The sequence below is a fragment of the Variovorax paradoxus genome (assembly GCF_902712855.1).
GTDB lineage: Bacteria > Pseudomonadota > Gammaproteobacteria > Burkholderiales > Burkholderiaceae_C > Variovorax > Variovorax paradoxus_Q.
This window is the reverse complement of the sequence record NZ_LR743507.1, coordinates 146,960-165,359: the sequence shown is the minus strand read 5'-3', so window position 1 is coordinate 165,359 and position 18,400 is coordinate 146,960. Positions and strand designations below refer to the sequence as shown.

Below are 18,400 nucleotides of genomic sequence, written 5' to 3'. Positions count from 1 at the left end.
AAAAGCAGCACCTGGCAGTGCCGCTATCGCCTCGCGGCTTTCTCTTCCGAGATGGTGTCCGCCGGAGGTCCGGTGTAGCGCGCTCGCGGCCGGATCAGTTGCCCGGTGGCCTGCTGCTCCAGCACATGCGCAGTCCAGCCCACGGTGCGTGCGAGTGCGAAGAGCGTGAGCGGCGCGCCTGCCGGCAGCTTGTGCACCGCTGCGATGGCGGCGAGCGCGAAATCGATGTTCGCCGCTTCGCCGAGCAGCTTGCTGCCGACATTGCGCAGTTCCTCGAACGCAGGTGGAAGCTCGATGTGTGCCAGCAGCGCGTCGCATCGCACGTCGCCGAGCGGATAGAGCGGATGCCCGAACGCTGCCAGCGGACGGTCGTGTGCGAGCCATTCGCGCACGGCGGCGTCGGTGCCGATGGCCGCGGCATTGCGCATGAGCGCCTGCACCGCCGCGGAGGCGCCACCGTGCAGCGGGCCGGTGAGCGTCGAAAGACCCGTGAGCAGGCATGCGGCCATCGAAGCGCCGGTGGACGCCGTCACGCGCGCAGCGAAGGTCGATGCATTGAGTTCATGGTCGGCCAGGAGGACCAGCGTCCGGCGCAGGTCTTCCGCGGCGCGTGGCCGTCGCCATGCGGAAGCCAGCCGCCTGTGCAGCGGCATCACGCGTGCGGGCGATGGGCCGAGCAAGGCATCAGCCAACGTGCCGATCACGTCCGCTGCCTCGGCCTGCAGCACGCCGAGCGAACGGCCGCGCGAAGGCAGGTCGGTGGCCGCGCGCGAAGCGAGTGCGACAAGGCCGGCCTGCAGCGCGCTGCGGCTTCCGCGTGCCAGGGCCATGGGCTCCGCGGAAACAAAGCACGGCGGCGCGCTCTCCCACAGCAAGCCCGCCACCTCCTCCAGCGTCGCGCCGTCGGCCAGCGCACAGGCATCCTTGCCGCGGTAGAGAAGCCGTCCTTCGGCCACCGTCGATATGCCCGAAGCCAGCACCGGCTCGCCCCACTGGATCGCCTCGCTCGCCACCGCTTCGCTGCTGCGCCGGCCGCGCGCGCGTACCGCGATGCGCTGCACGTCGTCGCGGTGGTAGAGGCTTCGGCGCGGGTCCGATGCATCGGGCTTGGCGCGGATGCGGCCGCGGCTCACGCTGGCATAGAGCGTCTGCGGTCGCACCTGCATCAGCGCGAGTGCTTCGGCGGCAGGAAGCCACAAAGGAGTCCTGGTCAGTGTCATGTTGACAGAATAAATCAAGATTGACGTCAATGTCAGTGTGGCCAGAATCGGTTTCATCGTGACCCATCAGGAGCAAAGAACGATGAACGACAAGGATGACGACGGCAGCCTCGAAGGCGTGGTGGCTGCGCGTACCGTGCTGTCCGAGGTGGACGGCGCGGCCGGCCGGCTGGTGATCAGGGGGCACGAGCTCGACGAGATCGCGCAGCACTGGCGCTACGAAGACGTGGTGGCGTTGCTGTTCGAAGGCTTCTTCGACAAGCTGCCCGATGCCGATGCCGATGCCGATGCCGATGCCGATGCCGATGCCGATGCGATGCGTGCGGCCATCGGCCGTGCGCGGCGCGAAGCCTTCGAGCGCCTGCAGCCCAACGACGACGCTGTGCTGCGCCGCATGCCGCCGATCGAGGCGGTGCGCGCGCTGCTCGCGCGCCTGCCCGACGGCGACGACCTGCCGACCGCGCTGCGGCTGGTGGCGGCACCGGCGGTCTACACCGCCGCCGCGATGCGCTGGCGCCTGGGCGTGCAGGCCCTGGCACCCGATGAGTCGCTGCCGCATGCCGCCGACATGCTGCGCATGCTGCACGGCCGCGCGCCCACGTCGGTGCAGGCCGCGGCGCTCGACACCTACCTCGTCACCGTCTGCGACCACGGCCTGAACGCCTCGACCTTCGCCGCGCGCGTGGTGGCATCGACCGGCGCGGGCCTGGCTTCGGCCGTGCTTGCCGGCATCAGCGCGCTCAAGGGGCCGCTGCACGGCGGCGCACCCGGCCCGGTGCTCGATGCGCTCGATGCCATCGGCGTCGCTGCCAACGCACGTCCCTGGCTCGAGGAGGCGGTGGCCAGCGGGCAGCGCCTGATGGGCTTCGGCCACCGCATCTACCGGGTGCGCGATCCGCGCGCCGATGCGCTCAAGGGCGCGCTGCATCGGCTCGGCAGCGAAGGCAGCATCAATGCGGCGCGGCTCGAGCTGGCCGAGGCGGCGGAGCAGGCTGCGCTTGCGATCCTGCGCGAGGCCAAGCCCGGCCGCGCCCTGGAGACCAACGTCGAGTTCTATACCGCGCTGCTGCTCGAAGCACTCGGCTTCGGCCGCGAGAGCTTCACCTGCGTGTTCGCGGCGGGCCGCGTGGCCGGCTGGCTGGCGCATGCGCGCGAGCAGGTGAAGACGGGGCGCCTGATCCGTCCGCAGTCGGTCTATGTCGGTCCGGTGTCCAGGCCGCCGGAGCCTGCGAAAGCCGCACTCGCGAACTGAACCTACACGGCGCGCCGGCCGTCATCCGATACCCTCGCTGCGTTCGCGTGCCCTGCGGCACGCCCGATGTAAAGCGAAAGTGATCCTATGCCGGCGACTCCTTCCTTCGTGCGCGCGCTGCGCCTTCCCCGCGACTTCGCGCTCATCGCGATAGGCCTCGATGCGGTCATGTTCGTGATCAACATGACCGTGCTGCTGCTGCCCGACAGGCCGGAGTCGGATCAGTTGCGCAGCGCGTACGCCTCACCCGGTGTCTGGATCATGCTGCTGGTCGGCATGGTGATGTCGTGGACGATGGTTGCCACGCTCGCCTGGAGCCACGCACGCAACGCGCTGGAGCGCCTGGGCATGGCCCGTGTGGCGCTGGCGCACGATGCGCGGCTGCGCTTCGGCGGCGTGTGGGTGCTGGCGATGGTGCTGAACTACTACGCGCTGACGCCGCTGTTCTACGAATTCCAGGTGATGTTCATGCCGGGTGGGCGCTTCGAGGATGTCTTCGCTTACCCGACGCGCTCCTTCATGGGCGTGGTGACGGCGCTGCAATCGCTGGTCCAGCTGCTGGTGCTCGTGCTGGGTGTCTGGCTGGCGGCGCGGGTCGCGCTGGCAAGAAGCCGCGCCGCTGCAAACACGGCGCCCTCCGCGGAGGACGCCGGTGCCGTCGATGCGCCCGAGGCTCTCGGTGTGCTGCCGCGCCGCAGCGTCGCGCTCGTGGTCGCCGCCATGTTCTCGTCCCTTCAGCTCTGGGGCGGGCTCGCCGCGGCGCGTTGGGCCTTTCCGGCACAGGACTTCGGCGTGGCGGCGCAGCTCCTTGCCTGGGTGCTGCCGCTGCTGGTCGGATTCGCGCTCGCCTTCTGGGGCGGTTGGCTGGGCGCGCGGCCCTCGTTGCCGGCTGTGCGCCCGTTCAGGGCGGTGGCCGCGGCGGTGCTGTCCTTCGTGCTGGTGCAGGTCGCGTGCATCGCCATCGCGCTCGCGTGGCTGTTCCTGGCGGCGAAGATGTCGTTCAGCTTCTACAGCGGCGGCGGCATCGTGGGTTTCGTGATCGCGCTGGTGCTGGTCTACATGGCGCTGGTGGTCGCCATCACGTGCGGCGTCACGCGCCGGCTGTACCGCGCCTACTTGTAGCTGCGCGCGTCCTCGATCACCTTGCCGTCGTTGGGCAGGCTGCCCGGCGCCGCCAGCTCGATGCTGGCGCGAAGTTTAGTCACCTCGCGCACGGCATCGGCGACGCGCAGGTCGAGCCCTTCGGGCGCGCCCTGGCATTCGAGCTTCAGCGTCATGAGGTCGTCGCCCATCTCGCCCGACACCACGAGCCGTGCGCGCAGTATTTCGGGAAAGCGCCGCATCACCTCGGCCACCTGGGAAGGGTGCACGAACATGCCGCGCACCTTGGTGGTCTGGTCGGCACGGCCGAGCCAGCCCTTGATGCGCTTGTTGGTGCGCCCGGTGGGGCAGGTGCCGGCCAGCACGGCCGAGAGGTCGCCGGTGCCGAAGCGCACCAGCGGATAGTCGGGGTTGAAGCTGGTCACCACGATCTCGCCGACCTCGCCGTCGGACACCGGGTCGCCGGTGCCGGGCCGCACGATTTCCACCAGCACGCTTTCGTCGAGCACGAGGCCCTCGCGCGCGCGGGTCTCGTAGGCAATGAGGCCGAGGTCGGCGGTGGCGTAGCACTGCGTGCCCTGCACGCCGTGCGCGGCGATCCAGTCGTGCAGGCTGGGCGGAAAGGCTTCGCCCGACACCAGCGCCTTGGTGAGCGAGGGCAGCTTCAGCCCTTTCTCCTCGGCCTTCTCCAGCAATATCTTCAGGAAGCTCGGGGTGCCCGCGTAGCCGTCGGGCTTGAGGTCGACCATGGCCTCGAGCTGCTGTTCGGTCTGTCCGGTGCCGCCCGCGAACACGGTGCAGCCCATGGAATGCGCGCCGCTTTCCATGATCGAGCCAGCGGGCGTCATGTGGTAGCTGAAGCTGTTGTGGATGAGCTCGCCGCTGCGAAAGCCCGCCGCATGCAACGCGCGCGCGGTGCGCCAGTAGTCGCGCGCCTCGCCTTCGGGTTCGTAGATCGTGCCGGGGCTGGCGAACACGCGCGGCATGCGCGGGCCGCGCACAATCGACGAGAACCCGCCGAACGGGTCGTCGGCACGGCGGGCCTTCTGCAGCTCGAGCAATTCCGACTTGCGCGTGACGGGAAGTTTCGCGAGTGCCTCGCGCGTCGTGACGTCGGCGGGCTTCACGCCGTCGAGGATCTTCGCGAAGGCCGGTGCGGCGGTCTGCGCCTGTGCGATCTGCTTCGGCAGCGCGGCCAGCAGGTCGCGCTCGCGCTCGGCGGGGTCTCGGATCTCGAGCTTGTCGTAGTGGTCGGTCATGTCCGTACCCTTCATCTTTCAGTTCGGTTCAAGGCGCTCAACTTGTTTTTCAGGAATGCCGCGGAACCGGCCTTGCCGGGCCGCCGATCGCCGCAGGCGAGAGGGTTGGCGAAGCGGCAAGGAGTGCGCGAAGACACTGGGGGCGTCAGGCCAGCCATCGCTTGCGGCGCTTGTAGCTCTTCACATCCCGGAAGCTCTTGCGATCGGCACCGCCGACGCCGAGGTAGAACTCCTTCACGTCCTCGTTCTCGCGCAGGCTCTGTGCCGCGCCGTCCATCACGATGCGGCCGTTCTCCAGGATGTAGCCGTAGTCGGCGTAGCGCAGCGCCATGTTGGTGTTCTGCTCGGCCAGCAGGAAGGTCACGCGCTCCTTGGTGTTGAGGTCCTTCACGATCTCGAACACCTCCTCCACGATCTGCGGCGCCAGGCCCATCGATGGCTCGTCGAGCAGCACCATGGTCGGGTTGGCCATCAGCGCGCGGCCGATGGCGCACATCTGCTGCTCGCCGCCCGAGGTGTAGGCCGCCTGCGAGGTGCGCCGCGTCTTCAGGCGCGGGAAGTAGGCATAGACCTTGTCCAGCGTCTGCTGCACCGCGGCCTTGCCGTCGGTGCGCGTGTAGGCGCCGGTCATCAGGTTCTCCTCGATGGTCAGGTGGGCGAAGCAGTGGCGGCCTTCCATCACCTGGATCAACCCGCGCTTGACCAGCTCTGCCGGCGACAGCGCCTCGATGCGCTCGCCGCGCAGCTCGATGGTGCCCTTGGTGACCGCGCCGCGTTCGCCCGCGAGCAGGTTGCTCACCGCGCGCAGCGTGGTCGTCTTGCCCGCGCCGTTGCCGCCGAGCAGCGCCACGATGCCGCCTTCGGGCACCGTGAGCGACACGCCCTTGAGCACCAGAATCACGTGGTTGTAGATGACCTCGATGCCGTTGACATTGAGAAGGATGTTGGGTTCGCTCATGGTGTGGTCCGAAGCATTCGAAAGAACCGGCGCGATGCCGTTCTTTCGGATGCCCGCTCGGCCCGCCCCCCTTCGGGCAACACCGCGGAACCGGCTTTGCCGGGCCGCAGGTGTTGCCCCCTGAAAGGGGGTTGGCGAAGCGACACGAAGTGCGCGAAGACTGGGGGTCAGCTCAAGACTGGCAGTCGGCGGCCTCGCGGCGCGTCAGTTTCTTCTCGCTCGCGTACTTATCGGCGGCAGCCTTGGTCATCGGCTTGATGATCTGCTCGTCGGCCTGGTACCAGTCGGGCGCGATGTTCCATTTGGCGCCGTCCCAGGTTTCCATGCGTGCCCAGGTCGAGCCGATGTGGTCCTGGCACGAGGTGCTCACCGGGCGCATCACACCGGCGAAGCCCAGCGCGTCGAGCTTCTTCTGGTCGAGCGCCAGGTTCTCCAGGCCCCAGCGCACCTGCTCGCCGGTCATGACCTTGCCCTTGCCGAAACGCTCCTGCGCGCGCTTGACCGCTTCCACGCCCAGCATCGAGATGATGGCGCCGCGCGTGTACAGCACCGAGCCCACTTCCTCCTTCGGACCGGTGCCCTGGCCCTTGTCGTGCACCTGCTTCAGGATGTCCTGGATCACCTTGTTGTCGGGGCCCGAGCCGTTCAGCGCCAGCGCGTTGTAGCCCTTGGCGTTGGCGCCCACGTCCTTCACGTCGGGCTCTGCACCGGCCCACCACACGCCGTACATCTTCTCGCGCGGGTAGCCGGTGGCCACGGCTTCCTTGAGCGCGGTGGAGTTCATCACGCCCCAGCCCCACAGCAGCACGAAGTCGGGCCGCTGCTGGCGCACCTGCAGCCAGGCCGACTTCTGTTCGACGCCGGGCGCGGTGACCGGAATCAGCGACAGGTCGAAGCCGTGCATCTTCGCGCGCTCCTGCAGCAGCGGAATCGGTTCCTTGCCGAACGGCGAGTCGTGGTAAACGAGGGCGATCTTCTTGCCCTTGAGCTTGTCCATGCCGCCCTCCTTCTTGCCGAGGTGCTGGATCAGGATGTCGGCCGCGGTCCAGTAGGAGCCCATCAGCGGGAAGTTCCACTTGAACACGCCGCCGTCCTGCGAAGCGGCCAGACCGTAGCCCAGCGTGACGAGCGGGATCTTGTCGGTGGGCACCTTGTCGGTCAGCGCGAAGGTGATGCCGGTGGCCTGCGGGTCGAACAGCGCCACGCCGGGGCGGCCCTTCAGGCGCTCGTAGCACTCCACGCCCTTGTCGGTGGCGTAGCCCGTTTCGCATTCCTCGAAGGTGATCTTCACGCCGTTGATTCCGCCTTGCGCGTTGACCAGCTTCAGGTAGTCCTGCTTGCCGTTGGCCCAGGGCGTGCCGTTGGGTGCGTAGGGCCCGGTGCGATACACCAGCAACGGGAAGAACTGCTCCTTGGCCTGCGCCTGCGCGAGGGATGGCGCGAGCATGGCGCCGAGGGTGCCGGCCACCAGGGCGGCGGTCAGAGCGAGCGATTTCAGTTTCATGCCTGTCTCCTTATGTGGGCACCTCGGTGCCGGGTTTCTGCGAACGAACGGGGAACTCTCCGAAGAACTCTGTCAGTGCGGGAAGGGCCACAGCCGCAGCTTTTCCTTGGCCGTGGACCACAGCCGTGCCAGGCCGTGCGGCTCGACGATCAGGAAGAAGACGATGAGCGCGCCGAAGATCATGGTCTCCAGGTGCGAGGCCAGCGCGGTCGAGATCGAGAAGCCCAGCCACGCCGGCAGCTGGTTCAGGAACAGCGGCAGCAGCACGATGAACGCGGCGCCGAAGAAGCTGCCCATGATCGAGCCGAGCCCGCCGATGATCACCATGAACAGGAGCTGGAACGAGCGGTCGATGCTGAAGGCTGCCGGCTCCCATGCGCCGAGGTGGATGAAGCCCCACAGTGCGCCGGCCACGCCGACGATGAAGCTGCTCACCGCGAAGGCCGTGAGCTTGGCGTACACCGGGCGGATGCCGATCACGGCAGCGGCCACGTCCATGTCGCGCATCGCCATCCATTCGCGGCCGATGGCACTGCGCACCAGGTTCTTGGCCAGCAGCGCGAACACCACCACGAAGACCAGGCAGAACAGGTACTTCTGCACCGGCGATTCGATCGGCACGCCGAACACGTTCAGGCCCGCCACGCTCACCGAGCCCGACGACGAGTTGTTGGTGAACCACTGGATGCGCAGGAACGCCCAGTCGGTGAAGAACTGCGCCGCCAGCGTGGCCACCGCGAGGTACAGCCCCTTGATGCGCAGGCTCGGAATGCCGAAGAGCACGCCGATCACCGTCGCGCACAGGCCGCCCAGCAGCAGCGAGGCGATGAGCGGCATGCCGTCGATGCGCACCTGGAAGTTGTAGGCCGCGTACGCGCCCACCGCCATGAAGGCGCCCGTGCCCAGCGAGATCTGGCCGCAGTAGCCCACCAGGATGTTCAGGCCCAGCGCCGCGAGCGAAAGGATCAGGAAGGGCGTGAGGATCGCGCGCATCCAGTAGTCAGACACGCCGAGCGGCACCACGACGAACGCCGCGAGCAGCAGCACGAGGATCGCGATGCGGTCCTGCGCGATCGGGAAGATCTGCTGGTCGGCGCGGTAGCTCGACTTGAACTGGCCGTTTTCTCTGTAGAACATGTCAGTGCCCGTCCGGCCGCCCGAAGGGCATTGAGCTCGCCCTCTGGGGGCAGCGATACACGAAGTGGTGAGCGTGGGGGCTTTTCATCTCAGACCCGATCGATGATCTTTTCGCCAAACAGGCCTTGCGGGCGGACCAGCAGGAAGACCAGGGCAAGAACGTAGGCGAACCAGATCTCGATGCCGCCACCGAGCATGGGGCCGAGATAGATTTCGGACAGCTTCTCGCCCACGCCGATCAGCAGGCCGCCGATGATGGCGCCCGGAATCGAGGTGAGCCCGCCGAGGATCACCACCGGCAGCGCCTTCAGCGCCACCAGCGACAGCGAGAACTGCACGCCGAGCTTCGATCCCCAGATGATCCCGGCCACCAGCGCGGAGAAGCCGGCGACCGACCACACGATCACCCAGATGCGCTTGAGCGGAATGCCGATCGACTGCGCCGCCTGGTGGTCGTCGGCCACCGCGCGCAGCGCGCGGCCCGTGGCCGTCTTCTGGAAGAAGATGGCCAGCACCACCACGAGGCCCGCAGCCACCAGCGCGGCGATCAGGTCCTCCTGGCTCAGCAGCAGTCCGCCCTGGAAGGTGCCTTCGAGCACCATCAGCGGCTCCTTCGGCATGCCCACGTCGATCTTGTAGATGTCGTTGCCGAAGATCGTCTGTCCGATGCCGTCGAGGAAGTAGGCGATGCCCAGTGTGGCCATCAAGAGCGTGATGCCTTCCTGGTTCACCAGCTTGCTGAGCGCCAGGCGCTCGATGAGCCAGGCCACCGCCACCATCACCGCCATGGCGGCCAAGAAAGCCAGGATGTTCGCCAGGATCTGGCTCTGGAAGCCGAACCACAGCGGGAACCACTCCGAGAAGCGCGCCATGGCCAGCGCCGCGAACAGCACCATCGCGCCCTGCGCGAAGTTGAAGACGCCCGAGGCCTTGTAGATCAGCACGAAGCCGATGGCGATCAGCGAATACAGCATGCCGACCATGAGGCCGCCGAAGAGGGTTTCGAGGAAAAAGCCCATGGTCAGTTTCTTTCCTGTTTTTTCCCCTCCCCCGCTGGGGGAGGGTTGGGGTGGGGGCAGGCGGCGTATCCATCGGGCGCTCTGCGTGCCCCCATCCCAGCCTTCCCCCAGCGGGGGAAGGAGCAATGCATCAGCGTCGGGTTCGGCATGGCGTCAATGCTCCACACCCAGGTACGCCCTGATCACGTCCTCGTTGTTGCGCACTTCATCCGGCGTGCCGTCGCCGATCTTCTTGCCGTAGTCCAGCACCACCACGCGGTCGGAGATGTCCATCACCACGCCCATGTCGTGCTCGATCAGCACGATGGTCGCGCCGAACTCGTCGTTCACGTCGAGGATGAAGCGGCTCATGTCCTGCTTCTCTTCCACGTTCATGCCGGCCATGGGTTCGTCGAGCAGCAGCACCTGCGGCTCCATCGCGAGCGCGCGGCCCAGGTCGACGCGCTTCTGCAGGCCGTAGGGCAGGCGGCCCACCGGTGTCTTGCGGTGCGCCTGGATCTCGAGGAAGTCGATGATGTGCTCGACGAACTCGCGGTGCTGCAGCTCCTCGCGCTCGGCCGGCCCCCAGCGCAGCGCCTGCGCGAGAAGGCCGCTCTTCATCTTGAGGTTGCGCCCGGTCATGATGTTGTCGATCACGCTCATGCCCTTGAACAGCGCCAGGTTCTGGAAGGTGCGCGCCACGCCCATCTCGGCCACCTGGCGCGAGTTCATGTGCTTGAAGGTCTGGCCGCGGAAGGTGATGGAGCCCTGCTGCGGCCAGTACACGCCGTTGATGCAGTTCAGCATCGAGCTCTTGCCCGCACCGTTCGGCCCGATGATGGCCCGCACCTCGTGCTCGCGCACGTTGAAGCTGATGTCCGTCAGCGCCTTCACGCCGCCGAAGCTCAAGGAGATGTTCTGCACGTCGAGCACGACGTCGCCGGTCTTGCGCGCGTTCATTCGATGACCTCCGCGCCACGCGCTGCGGTGTTCGCCTTGGGGACGGCCCGGCGGCTCATGCCGCGGCCTTCACGATGGGAAAGTTCTTCGCCTCGACGATCTTCAGCGTGGCGCTCACCACGCCCGTGCGTCCGTCCTCGAACTTGACCTGGGTCTCGATGAACTGCTCGGCCTTGCCGCCGTAGAGCGCATCGACCAGCACCGCGTATTTCTCGGCGATGAAGCCGCGGCGCACCTTGCGCGTGCGGGTGAGTTCGTCGTCGTCGGGATCGAGTTCCTTGTGCAGCACCAGGAAGCGCGCGATCTGCGTCTCGCCCATGCCGTCTTCGGCGGCGAGGTCGGCGTTGACCTTGCCGATGCACTCGGCCACCAGCGCCAGCACGTCGGGCTTGCCGGCCAGGTCGACGTAGCCGCCATAGGCCAGCCCGCGCCGCTCGGCCCAGTTGCCCACGGCCTCGAAGTCGATGTTGATGGCCGCGCACACTTCGTCGCGTGCATTGCCGAAGCACACGGCTTCCTTGATCTGCGGGAAGAACTTGAGCTTGTTCTCGATGTAGTTGGGCGCGAAGATCGCGCCGCTCACGAGCCGGCCCACGTCCTTGGCGCGGTCGATGATGCGCAGGTGGCCCTCGCTGTCGAGCACGCCCGCATCGCCGGTATGGAAGTAGCCGTTCTCGTCGAGCACCTCGGCGGTGGCGTCGGGGCGCTTGTAGTACTCCTTGAGCACCGACACGCCGCGCACCAGCACCTCACCGTCCTCGGCGATCTTGAGCTCGATGCCCGGCGCGGCCGTGCCCACGGTCTGCAGCTTCACCTTGCCGTCCTGCTGCAGGCACACGTACGCGCAGGTCTCGGTCTGGCCGTAGAACTGCTTCAGGTTCACGCCGATCGAGCGGTAGAAACGGAACAGGTCGGGCCCGATGGCCGCGCCCGCGGTGTACGCCACGCGGATGCGGCTCATGCCCAGCACGTTGCGCAGCGGCCCGTAGATCAGGAGGTTGCCCAGGCCGTACATCAGGCGGTCGCCGGTGCTCACCGGCGCGCCGTTCAGGATGTCCGCGCCCACGCGCTGCGCGAGCGCCATGAACTTCGCATACAGCCAGCGCTTGGGCGCCGCCGCGTCTTCCATGCGGATCGACACGGCCGTGAGCAGGCCTTCGAAGGTGCGCGGCGGGCCGAAGTAGTAGCTCGGGCCGATCTCGCGCATGTCGTTCATCACCGTCTCGCTCGACTCGGGGCAGTTCAGCGTGAAGCCGCCCACCAGCCACTGCGCCACCGAGAACAGGTGGTCGCCCACCCACGCCATCGGCAGGTAGCTCATGATGTTGTCGCCGGGGCCGAGCCTGTCGGTCTCCACGCCGCCGCGGCCCGCCGCGATGAAGCTCGCATGCGTCTGGCACACGCCCTTGGGGCGGCCGGTGGTGCCCGAGGTGTAGAGGATCACGCCCACGTCGGTGGCCTCGCCGCTGGCCACCGCGCGGTCGTAGTGGCCCACGTTGTTCCTGTCGAACTCGCGGCCCAGCGCGCGCAGCTGGTCGTAGCTCATGAGCCCCGGCTGGTCGTAGTGGCGCAGGCCCTTCGGGTCGTCGTAGATGATGAAGCGGATCGCGGGATAGCGCTCCTTCTGGAGCTCGCGGCACTCCAGCAGCTTGTCGACCTGCTCCTGGTCTTCGGCAATCACGAACTCGACGGCCGCGTCCTGCAGCATGAACACCATTTCGCTGGCCACCGCATCCTGGTACAGCGGCACCGGCACACCGCGCAGGCTCTGCGCGGCGATCACCGCCATGTACAGGTGCGGCCGGTTGGCGCCGACGATGGCGAGGTTGTCGAAGGCCTTGAAGCCCAGGCTCGCCAGCCCGCAAGCCATTTCGCGCACTTCCTGCGCCACGGCGTTCCAGGTCCAGGTTTGCCAGATGCCGAGGTCCTTTTCGCGCACGGCGGGCGCTTCGGGCTGGGCCTCGGCATGCGCGAGCAGCAGACGGGGGAAGGTGGGGGCGGTTGTTTGCACAGTGGGCGGATCGTAGGTCTCACTTTGACGCCCGGTTGTCGTTCCAACGACAATCCTAGGGACACTACTCCCCGGAGTTTCCCGATGCCTCACGGCAACACCCAGCACAGCGTTCTTGGCGGTTCGATCAGGGACCGCGTGCGTCCCGCCAACGCCGCGGAGCTCGACGGCATTCCCTGGCTGCGCACGCTCACGCCCGCCGAGCGCCGCCGCGCAGAGGCCACGCTGGTGGTCGGCGAGGCCGAGCCCGGCGACCTGGTGTGCCGCGTCGGACGCTCGCCCACCTACTGGTTCGGCGTGGTCGAGGGCCTGCTGAAGATGAGCAACGACAACGCCGACGGCGGCTCGGTCACCTACACCGGCGTGCCGCCCGGCGGATGGTTCGGCGAAGGCACGGTGATGAAGCGCGAGCCCTACCGCTACAACATCCAGGCGCTGCGCCGCAGCGTGGTGGCGGGCCTGCCGATCGAGAGCTTCCACTGGCTGCTGGACCACTCCATCGGCTTCAACCGCTTCGTGATGAACCAGCTCAACGAGCGGCTCGGCCAGTTCATCGCGGCGCTGGAGATCGACCGGCTCAACAACCCCGACGCGCGCGTGGCGCGCAACCTGGTGTCGCTGTTCAATCCGGTGCTGTACCCCGGCGTGGGCGAAGTGCTGCGCATCACGCAGCAGGAGCTGGCCTACCTGGTGGGCCTGTCGCGCCAGCGCGTGAACGAGGCGCTGAACGGGCTTTCCGCGCAGGGCCTGATCCGCGTGGAGTACGGTGGCCTGCGCGTGCTCGACCTGCCGGGCCTGCGCGCCATGTCGATGTCGAGCAGGAAGAACAATCTCTCTTCCGCGGAAAGCGCCGCGCAAACGGAAACCCCATGAGCCTCAAAGACCAGATCCAGATCGTGCCCGCCGATGCCCAGGCGGCTTTCATGCCGCCGTCCGAGCCGCCGGCGAAAGCGAAACCCGGCGAGGCAGGCCCCACGCTCGAGGAAGCCATCGCGCGCAACGAGCAGCTGGCCGACCGCATCGAGGCGCTCGACGCCGTGCTGGCCAAGCCGCTCGCCGAAATCCTGGCCGACCGCGAGAAGGCCGAGGAGTCCGCGCTGGCCTGGGACCGTTTCGGCGCGATGTGGATGCTGTCGCAGCGCGCCATGCGGCGTGTGGCGCTCGACCTGGCGGCCCAGCTGGGCGTGAGCGAGGAAGAGGTGGTGGCGCGCGCCATGGCCAACGCCAACGCGGTGCTCAACGGCGCGGACGAGGTGGACCTCGGCGGCAGCGTCGCACCCGCGCAGCTGCAGCACATCGCGCGGCATCGCAACTTCCTGCGCAGGCAGTTCAAGTAACAAGCAAACCCCCAGGCTGCGCGCACGACGTGTCGCTTCGCCGACCTCCTTGCAGGGGGCAACACCGGCGGCCCGGCAAAGCCGGTTCCGAGGTGTTCCCCGCGCAATACCGTTGGCATGGCCGGGTTCCCCGATTCGCTTTAACCTTCCGGCTTCCGCTCCATCCACAAAGACCTATCTCCAGATGACCGCTTCCCACCTCACCATCATCACCGGCGCCTCGCGCGGCCTGGGCCAGGCCATGGCCGAACAGCTGCTGCAGGCCGGCCACACGGTGCTGGGCATTTCGCGCAAGCAGTCCCCTGCGCTGGCCGAAGCGGCCAAGGCCGCCGGTGCCGAGCTCGTGCAATGGGAACAGGATCTGTCCGACCCCGTGGCCGCCTCCACCCGCGTTTCGACATGGCTCAGGACCGTCGACGCGCAGCGCTTCGACAGCGTCACGCTCATCAACAACGCCGGCACCGTCGGCAACCCCGCGCCGCTGTCGAGCGCGGTGGAGGCCGAGCTGTCGCTGGCCCTGCGCATCGGCCTTGAAGCGCCGATGCTGCTGACGGCGGCCTTTCTCGGCGCTACCCGCGAATGGCGCGGTGCGCGCAAGGTGCTGAACATCTCGTCGGGCCTGGGCCGCAATGCCATGGGCAGCCAGGCGCCGTACTGCGGTGCCAAGGCCGGCATGGACCACTTCTCGCGCGCCGTGGCGCTCGAGGAAGCGCATGCGCCGAACGGCGCGCGCATCGTCTCGCTGGCGCCCGGCGTGATCGACACCGACATGCAGGTGCAGCTGCGCGGCGCATCGGCCGAGAAATTCCCGGACCGCACGCGCTTCGAGAAGATGAAGAACGAGGGCCTGCTCGACAGCCCCGCCACCGCGGCCGCCAAGGTGCTGAAGTACCTTGCCCGCGAAGACTTCGGCACCAACCCCGTGGCCGACGTGCGCGATCCGGCCTGAGCAGCGAACGCAGGAACGGGACGCACACCATGGCCACCGCCAAGTCGATCGACACCCTCGAGTACAAGCTTTTCCCGTCGCCGAGGAACGTGCACCGCATCGTGTTCGAACACCAGGTCTTCGTGCCCTACCCGTACGCGCTGATCGTGATGAACGAGTTCTACTTCAAGGGCCGCTACAGCCTGTTCTCGGCATGCCGGCTGAGCGACGGGAAGATGGGTCAGGTGGCGACGTTCGAACTGGCTTCGGACGTGGACATCTTCAACGCGAAGTTCGTGCCGGACTGAGCCTGGGGTGTTCCTCCCTACTCTTCCGGGGAGGGCAGGGGTGGGGGCAAGCGGCGTGCCCATTGCTCATGGCGTGTCTGAGGCCGTCGGCCCCCATCCCAACCTTCCCCCAGAGGGGGAAGGAGCAATGCGGGTTCACTGCATCGCGAACCTGTCCCGCTGCGCCTGCGCGCATTCGTTCATCACCGTCAGCGCCCGCTCCACCGTGGGCGTGCCCATCACGAATGGATTGGGCTGCACGGCCGGCTGCTGACGCAGCGCCGCGAGCTTGGCCTGCGAGCCGTCGAAGTTCGAGTGGTTCGACAGCATCACGTCGACCTTCTGCGCCGACACCAGCGTGCCCATGCGGCGCGTGGCGTCGATGTAGCTGTCCAGGCGCGGCACGTCCTTGCCGAAGTTGAAGCCGGTTCCGCCCCACAGCATTGCGCGGTGCCTGCGGCCGCCCTCGCTCACGTCGAACACCGGCGAGATGGTGCCCGCGGTGTGGCCCGGCGTGACGTACAGCGTGAGCGTGGTGTCGCCCAGCGTGAGGCGGTCGCCGTCCTTCACCGCGATGTCCCGCTTGGGCGGTGCGCCCCAGATCGGCGTGGCGAACTCCAGCCGGGTCTCGGTCATGGTCCAGTCGGCTTCGCTCATGACCACGCGCGCGCGGTACTTCTGCGCGAGATAGGGCGCGCCGCCATAGTGGTCGCCGTGGCCGTGCGTGACCAGCACATACTTGATCTGCGCCGGGTCCAGGCCCAGCCTGCGCATGCCGCCCTCGATCAGCGCGGCGGCCTCCGCCTGGTTGTTCAGTGCATCGATGAGGATGATGCCGTCCGAGGTCTTCACGGCCCACGCGCTGACCCAGTCGGCACCCACGAAGTAGAGGTTGTCGAAGGCCTTGCCCGGCGGCGGTGCCGGCTTGTTGATGAGGGCGGTGAGGCTGCGGTCGAGTTCGGCCTGCTGCGGCCGCGCATCGGGGGCGGGCTTGCACAGCGTGAGCATTGCGCCGAGGTCGCTGCCCGCGGCGCGCCGGGCCGCCGCGACGTGGGCGGCGACGGTGGCATCGGTCGGTGCCTGCGCGGCTGGCGATGACGGCGATGACGGCATCTGGGCGCAGCCCTGCGCAAGAGCGGCAACCGCTGCCAGCGCGGATGTCTTCAGGAAGAGGGAAGGAACCATCGGTGTCTCCATGCCGTCGATGCGGCCTGTTATGGAGACACCATTCTGCGGTGCGGGCGCTTATTCGATTGTCGCGCCCGAGGCTTGCACGATGCCCTTCCACTTTTCGTAGTCGGTCTTCAGCAGCGTGCCGAACTTCTCGGGCGTCATGCTCTGCGGCTCCGCGCCCTGCGCAATGATGGCCGCCTGCATCTCGGGCGTGGCCAGCAGTTTGTTGATCTCGGCGTTCAGCGTGGCGACCACGTCCTTCGGCGTCTTCGCAGGCACGAACACGCCATACCAGGTGCTCACGTCGAAGTCCTTGTAGCCGAGCTCGGCCACGGTCGGCGTGTCGGGCAGCGAGGTGCTGCGCTTGGCCGAGGTGACGGCCAGCGGACGCAGCTTGCCGGCCTTGATCTGCGCCATGGCCGAGGGAACCGACGACACCATCAGGTCGACGTTGCCCGCGAGCACGTCCATCATGGCCGCGTTGGAGCCCTTGTAGGGCACGTGGCGCATCTTGATCTTGGCGGCACTGTTGAAGATCTCGCCGGCCAGGTGGATGGTGGTGCCGTTGCCCGGCGAGCCGTAGGTGATGGTGTCGGGCGCGGCGCGCGCGGCCTTCACCACGTCGTCGAGCGTCTTGAACTTCGAATTGGCCTGCGTGACGATCACCACCGGCGTGTAGGCCACGTGGGCCACGGCGGTGAGATCCTTCACCGGGTTGTAGCTCAGGTTCTTGTAGAGCCAGGGCGCCACGACCATGTTGTCCTTCTGGCCCATCACGATGTCGTAGCCCGTGGGCGCGGAACGCGCGGCCTCGGCGATGCCGATGGTGCCGCCGGCACCGGCGCGGTTGTCGGGCACCACGGTCCAGTGGACGGTCTCGGTGAGCTTCTGGGCCACCAGGCGCGCCAGGATGTCGGTGCCGCCGCCGGGCGGGAAGGGCACGATCATGCGGATCGGCTTGGCGGGATAGCCCTGCGCGTGCGCGGGCAGCGAAAAGGCGAGGGGAAGGGCCAGCGCGATGGCCAGCGTGCCGAGGTGTCTGCGGATCATGGGTTGTCTCTTTGTCGGTCGAAGCGGATCGGGGTCGCAGGCGGTGTTGCCGTCACTGCACCAACGGTGCAGTGTGCCGGAAGGCGCGCCTGCAGCATTTCTTCATTCGCGATGGGGCCCGTATCGAGTTGCGCTGACTGCTTCCCTGGTGCCTTGACAGCGGCCCGCGAGCGGCGAATACTGCACCGGACGGTTGAGTAAACGAATCTCGAAGGAGACGCCCATGCTCGGAAACATCGACGCCGTGGCCAATCTCGCGGTCAAGGACCTGGCCGTGGCCCGCCGCTTCTACGAGGGCACGCTGGGCCTCGTGCAGGTCGACGCGGAGGGCGACGAAGTGATCGTCTACCGCAGCGGAGGCACGCGCATCAACGTGTACCGTTCGCAGTTCGCCGGCACCAACCAGGCCACGGCCGTGACCTGGCAGGTCGGCGACGACATCGGGCGCATCGCCGAGGCGCTCAAGGGGCGCGGCGTGCGCTTCGAGCACTACGACATGCCCGATACGAAGCTCGAAGGCGACCTCCACGTCATGGGCGACATGAAGGTCGCGTGGTTCAAGGACCCGGACGGGAACATCCTGAACCTCATCAACGGCTGAAGCTCCAGCCGACGGATCAGCCGAAGTTCTTCGCCGCGAAGTCCCAGTTGGCCAGCTTGGCCAGGAAGGTCTCGACGAACTTCGGGCGCAGGTTGCGGTAGTCGATGTAGTAGGCGTGTTCCCAGACGTCCACCGTCAGCAGCGCGGTGTCGGCGGTGGTCAGCGGCGTGCCGGCGGCGCCGGTGTTCACGATGTCCACCGAACCGTCGGCCTTCTTCACCAGCCACGTCCAGCCCGAGCCGAAGTTGCCCACGGCCGACTTCACGAAGGCTTCCTTGAACGCGTCGTAGCTGCCCCACTTGGCATCGATGGCCTTGGCCAGCGCGCCGGTCGGAGCGCCGCCGCCTTGCGGCTTCATGCAGTTCCAGAAGAAGGTGTGGTTCCAGATCTGCGCAGCGTTGTTGTAGATGCCGCCGCTGGACTTCTTGACGATCTCCTCGAGCGTCATCGACTCGAATTCGGTGCCCTTCTGCAGGTTGTTGAGGTTCACCACGTAGGCGTTGTGGTGCTTGCCGTAGTGGTACTCGAGGGTTTCCTGCGAGTACTCGGGTGCCAGCGCGTCGAGTGCGTAGGGCAGGGGTGGGAGCTTGTGTTCCATCGTGGTTTCCTTTTCTGAGGGGTTGA

At 67.5% G+C, this 18,400-nt stretch carries 18 protein-coding genes; 7 read left to right on the top strand and 11 right to left on the bottom strand.

Translation table 11 applies throughout. The annotated features are described in order from the left end of the window. Window positions 1-23 precede the first annotated feature (23 nt). The gene (locus AACL56_RS00805) at window positions 24-1,220 is read right to left on the bottom strand and encodes a citrate synthase (protein ID WP_339087951.1); all 1,197 of its coding nucleotides are present in this window, start codon (window positions 1,218-1,220) and stop codon (window positions 24-26) included. Window positions 1,221-1,302: 82 nt separating this feature from the next. Between AACL56_RS00805 and AACL56_RS00800 the strand changes: the two genes are divergently transcribed. Beyond that, complete coding sequence (locus tag AACL56_RS00800) at window positions 1,303-2,472, top strand: citrate synthase/methylcitrate synthase (RefSeq protein WP_339087950.1); 1,170 nt, start codon at window positions 1,303-1,305, stop codon at window positions 2,470-2,472. A gap of 87 nt (window positions 2,473-2,559) precedes the next feature. Then, window positions 2,560-3,594, top strand: a complete 1,035-nt coding sequence (locus AACL56_RS00795; RefSeq protein ID WP_339087949.1) for a hypothetical protein — start codon at window positions 2,560-2,562, stop codon at window positions 3,592-3,594. Here the strand turns inward: AACL56_RS00795 and AACL56_RS00790 are convergent. The 7 genes from AACL56_RS00790 to AACL56_RS00760 all read right to left on the bottom strand — a co-directional run bounded on the left by AACL56_RS00790 (window position 3,585) and on the right by AACL56_RS00760 (window position 12,400). After that, the gene (locus tag AACL56_RS00790; RefSeq protein WP_339087948.1) at window positions 3,585-4,832 is read right to left on the bottom strand and encodes a phenylacetate--CoA ligase family protein; all 1,248 of its coding nucleotides are present in this window, start codon (window positions 4,830-4,832) and stop codon (window positions 3,585-3,587) included. The two genes, AACL56_RS00795 and AACL56_RS00790, sit on opposite strands and share 10 nt — an antisense overlap. A 145-nt stretch (window positions 4,833-4,977) precedes the next feature. Next, window positions 4,978-5,790 (bottom strand): ABC transporter ATP-binding protein, encoded by an 813-nt coding sequence (locus tag AACL56_RS00785; RefSeq protein ID WP_339087947.1) that lies wholly within the window; start codon window positions 5,788-5,790, stop codon window positions 4,978-4,980. Window positions 5,791-5,962: 172 nt separating this feature from the next. Next, window positions 5,963-7,294 carry an ABC transporter substrate-binding protein gene (locus AACL56_RS00780; RefSeq protein ID WP_339087946.1) on the bottom strand — a complete coding sequence of 444 codons (1,332 nt, stop codon included), beginning with the start codon at window positions 7,292-7,294 and terminating at the stop codon, window positions 5,963-5,965. Window positions 7,295-7,366: 72 nt separating this feature from the next. Then, window positions 7,367-8,431, bottom strand: coding sequence for a branched-chain amino acid ABC transporter permease (locus tag AACL56_RS00775; protein ID WP_339087945.1), 1,065 nt, complete (start codon window positions 8,429-8,431; stop codon window positions 7,367-7,369). A gap of 89 nt (window positions 8,432-8,520) precedes the next feature. Continuing rightward, window positions 8,521-9,450, bottom strand: a complete 930-nt coding sequence (locus AACL56_RS00770; RefSeq protein ID WP_339087944.1) for a branched-chain amino acid ABC transporter permease — start codon at window positions 9,448-9,450, stop codon at window positions 8,521-8,523. Window positions 9,451-9,603: 153 nt separating this feature from the next. After that, complete coding sequence (locus AACL56_RS00765; RefSeq protein WP_339087943.1) at window positions 9,604-10,389, bottom strand: ABC transporter ATP-binding protein; 786 nt, start codon at window positions 10,387-10,389, stop codon at window positions 9,604-9,606. Between the two features lie 55 nt (window positions 10,390-10,444). Further along, window positions 10,445-12,400, bottom strand: a complete 1,956-nt coding sequence (locus tag AACL56_RS00760) for an AMP-dependent synthetase/ligase (protein ID WP_339087942.1) — start codon at window positions 12,398-12,400, stop codon at window positions 10,445-10,447. Window positions 12,401-12,484: 84 nt separating this feature from the next. Between AACL56_RS00760 and AACL56_RS00755 the strand changes: the two genes are divergently transcribed. From AACL56_RS00755 to AACL56_RS00740, 4 genes are all read left to right on the top strand, one after another. Next, window positions 12,485-13,273 carry a Crp/Fnr family transcriptional regulator gene (locus tag AACL56_RS00755; RefSeq protein ID WP_339087941.1) on the top strand — a complete coding sequence of 263 codons (789 nt, stop codon included), beginning with the start codon at window positions 12,485-12,487 and terminating at the stop codon, window positions 13,271-13,273. Next, window positions 13,270-13,737 (top strand): hypothetical protein, encoded by a 468-nt coding sequence (locus AACL56_RS00750; protein ID WP_339087940.1) that lies wholly within the window; start codon window positions 13,270-13,272, stop codon window positions 13,735-13,737. Before AACL56_RS00755 ends, AACL56_RS00750 begins: the two co-directional genes overlap by 4 nt. Before the next feature lie 184 nt (window positions 13,738-13,921). After that, a complete protein-coding gene (locus AACL56_RS00745; RefSeq protein ID WP_339087939.1) occupies window positions 13,922-14,686 on the top strand; it encodes an SDR family NAD(P)-dependent oxidoreductase in 765 nt (254 codons plus the stop codon). Between the two features lie 29 nt (window positions 14,687-14,715). After that, window positions 14,716-14,973, top strand: coding sequence for a hypothetical protein (locus tag AACL56_RS00740; protein ID WP_339087938.1), 258 nt, complete (start codon window positions 14,716-14,718; stop codon window positions 14,971-14,973). Between the two features lie 135 nt (window positions 14,974-15,108). On the opposite strand, the gene AACL56_RS00735 is transcribed toward AACL56_RS00740, so the two are convergent. Together AACL56_RS00735 and AACL56_RS00730 are read right to left on the bottom strand one after the other, a co-directional pair. After that, window positions 15,109-16,137, bottom strand: a complete 1,029-nt coding sequence (locus tag AACL56_RS00735; protein ID WP_339087937.1) for an MBL fold metallo-hydrolase — start codon at window positions 16,135-16,137, stop codon at window positions 15,109-15,111. A 60-nt stretch (window positions 16,138-16,197) separates the two neighbouring features. Beyond that, the gene (locus AACL56_RS00730) at window positions 16,198-17,175 is read right to left on the bottom strand and encodes a Bug family tripartite tricarboxylate transporter substrate binding protein (RefSeq protein ID WP_339087936.1); all 978 of its coding nucleotides are present in this window, start codon (window positions 17,173-17,175) and stop codon (window positions 16,198-16,200) included. 223 nt (window positions 17,176-17,398) lie between these two features. On the opposite strand from AACL56_RS00730, the gene AACL56_RS00725 reads away from it, so the two are divergent. Continuing rightward, complete coding sequence (locus AACL56_RS00725; RefSeq protein ID WP_339087935.1) at window positions 17,399-17,776, top strand: VOC family protein; 378 nt, start codon at window positions 17,399-17,401, stop codon at window positions 17,774-17,776. Window positions 17,777-17,792: 16 nt separating this feature from the next. On the opposite strand, the gene AACL56_RS00720 is transcribed toward AACL56_RS00725, so the two are convergent. Next, entirely contained in the window at window positions 17,793-18,374 is a 582-nt protein-coding gene (locus AACL56_RS00720; protein WP_339087934.1) for a superoxide dismutase, read from the bottom strand. Window positions 18,375-18,400 lie beyond the last annotated feature (26 nt).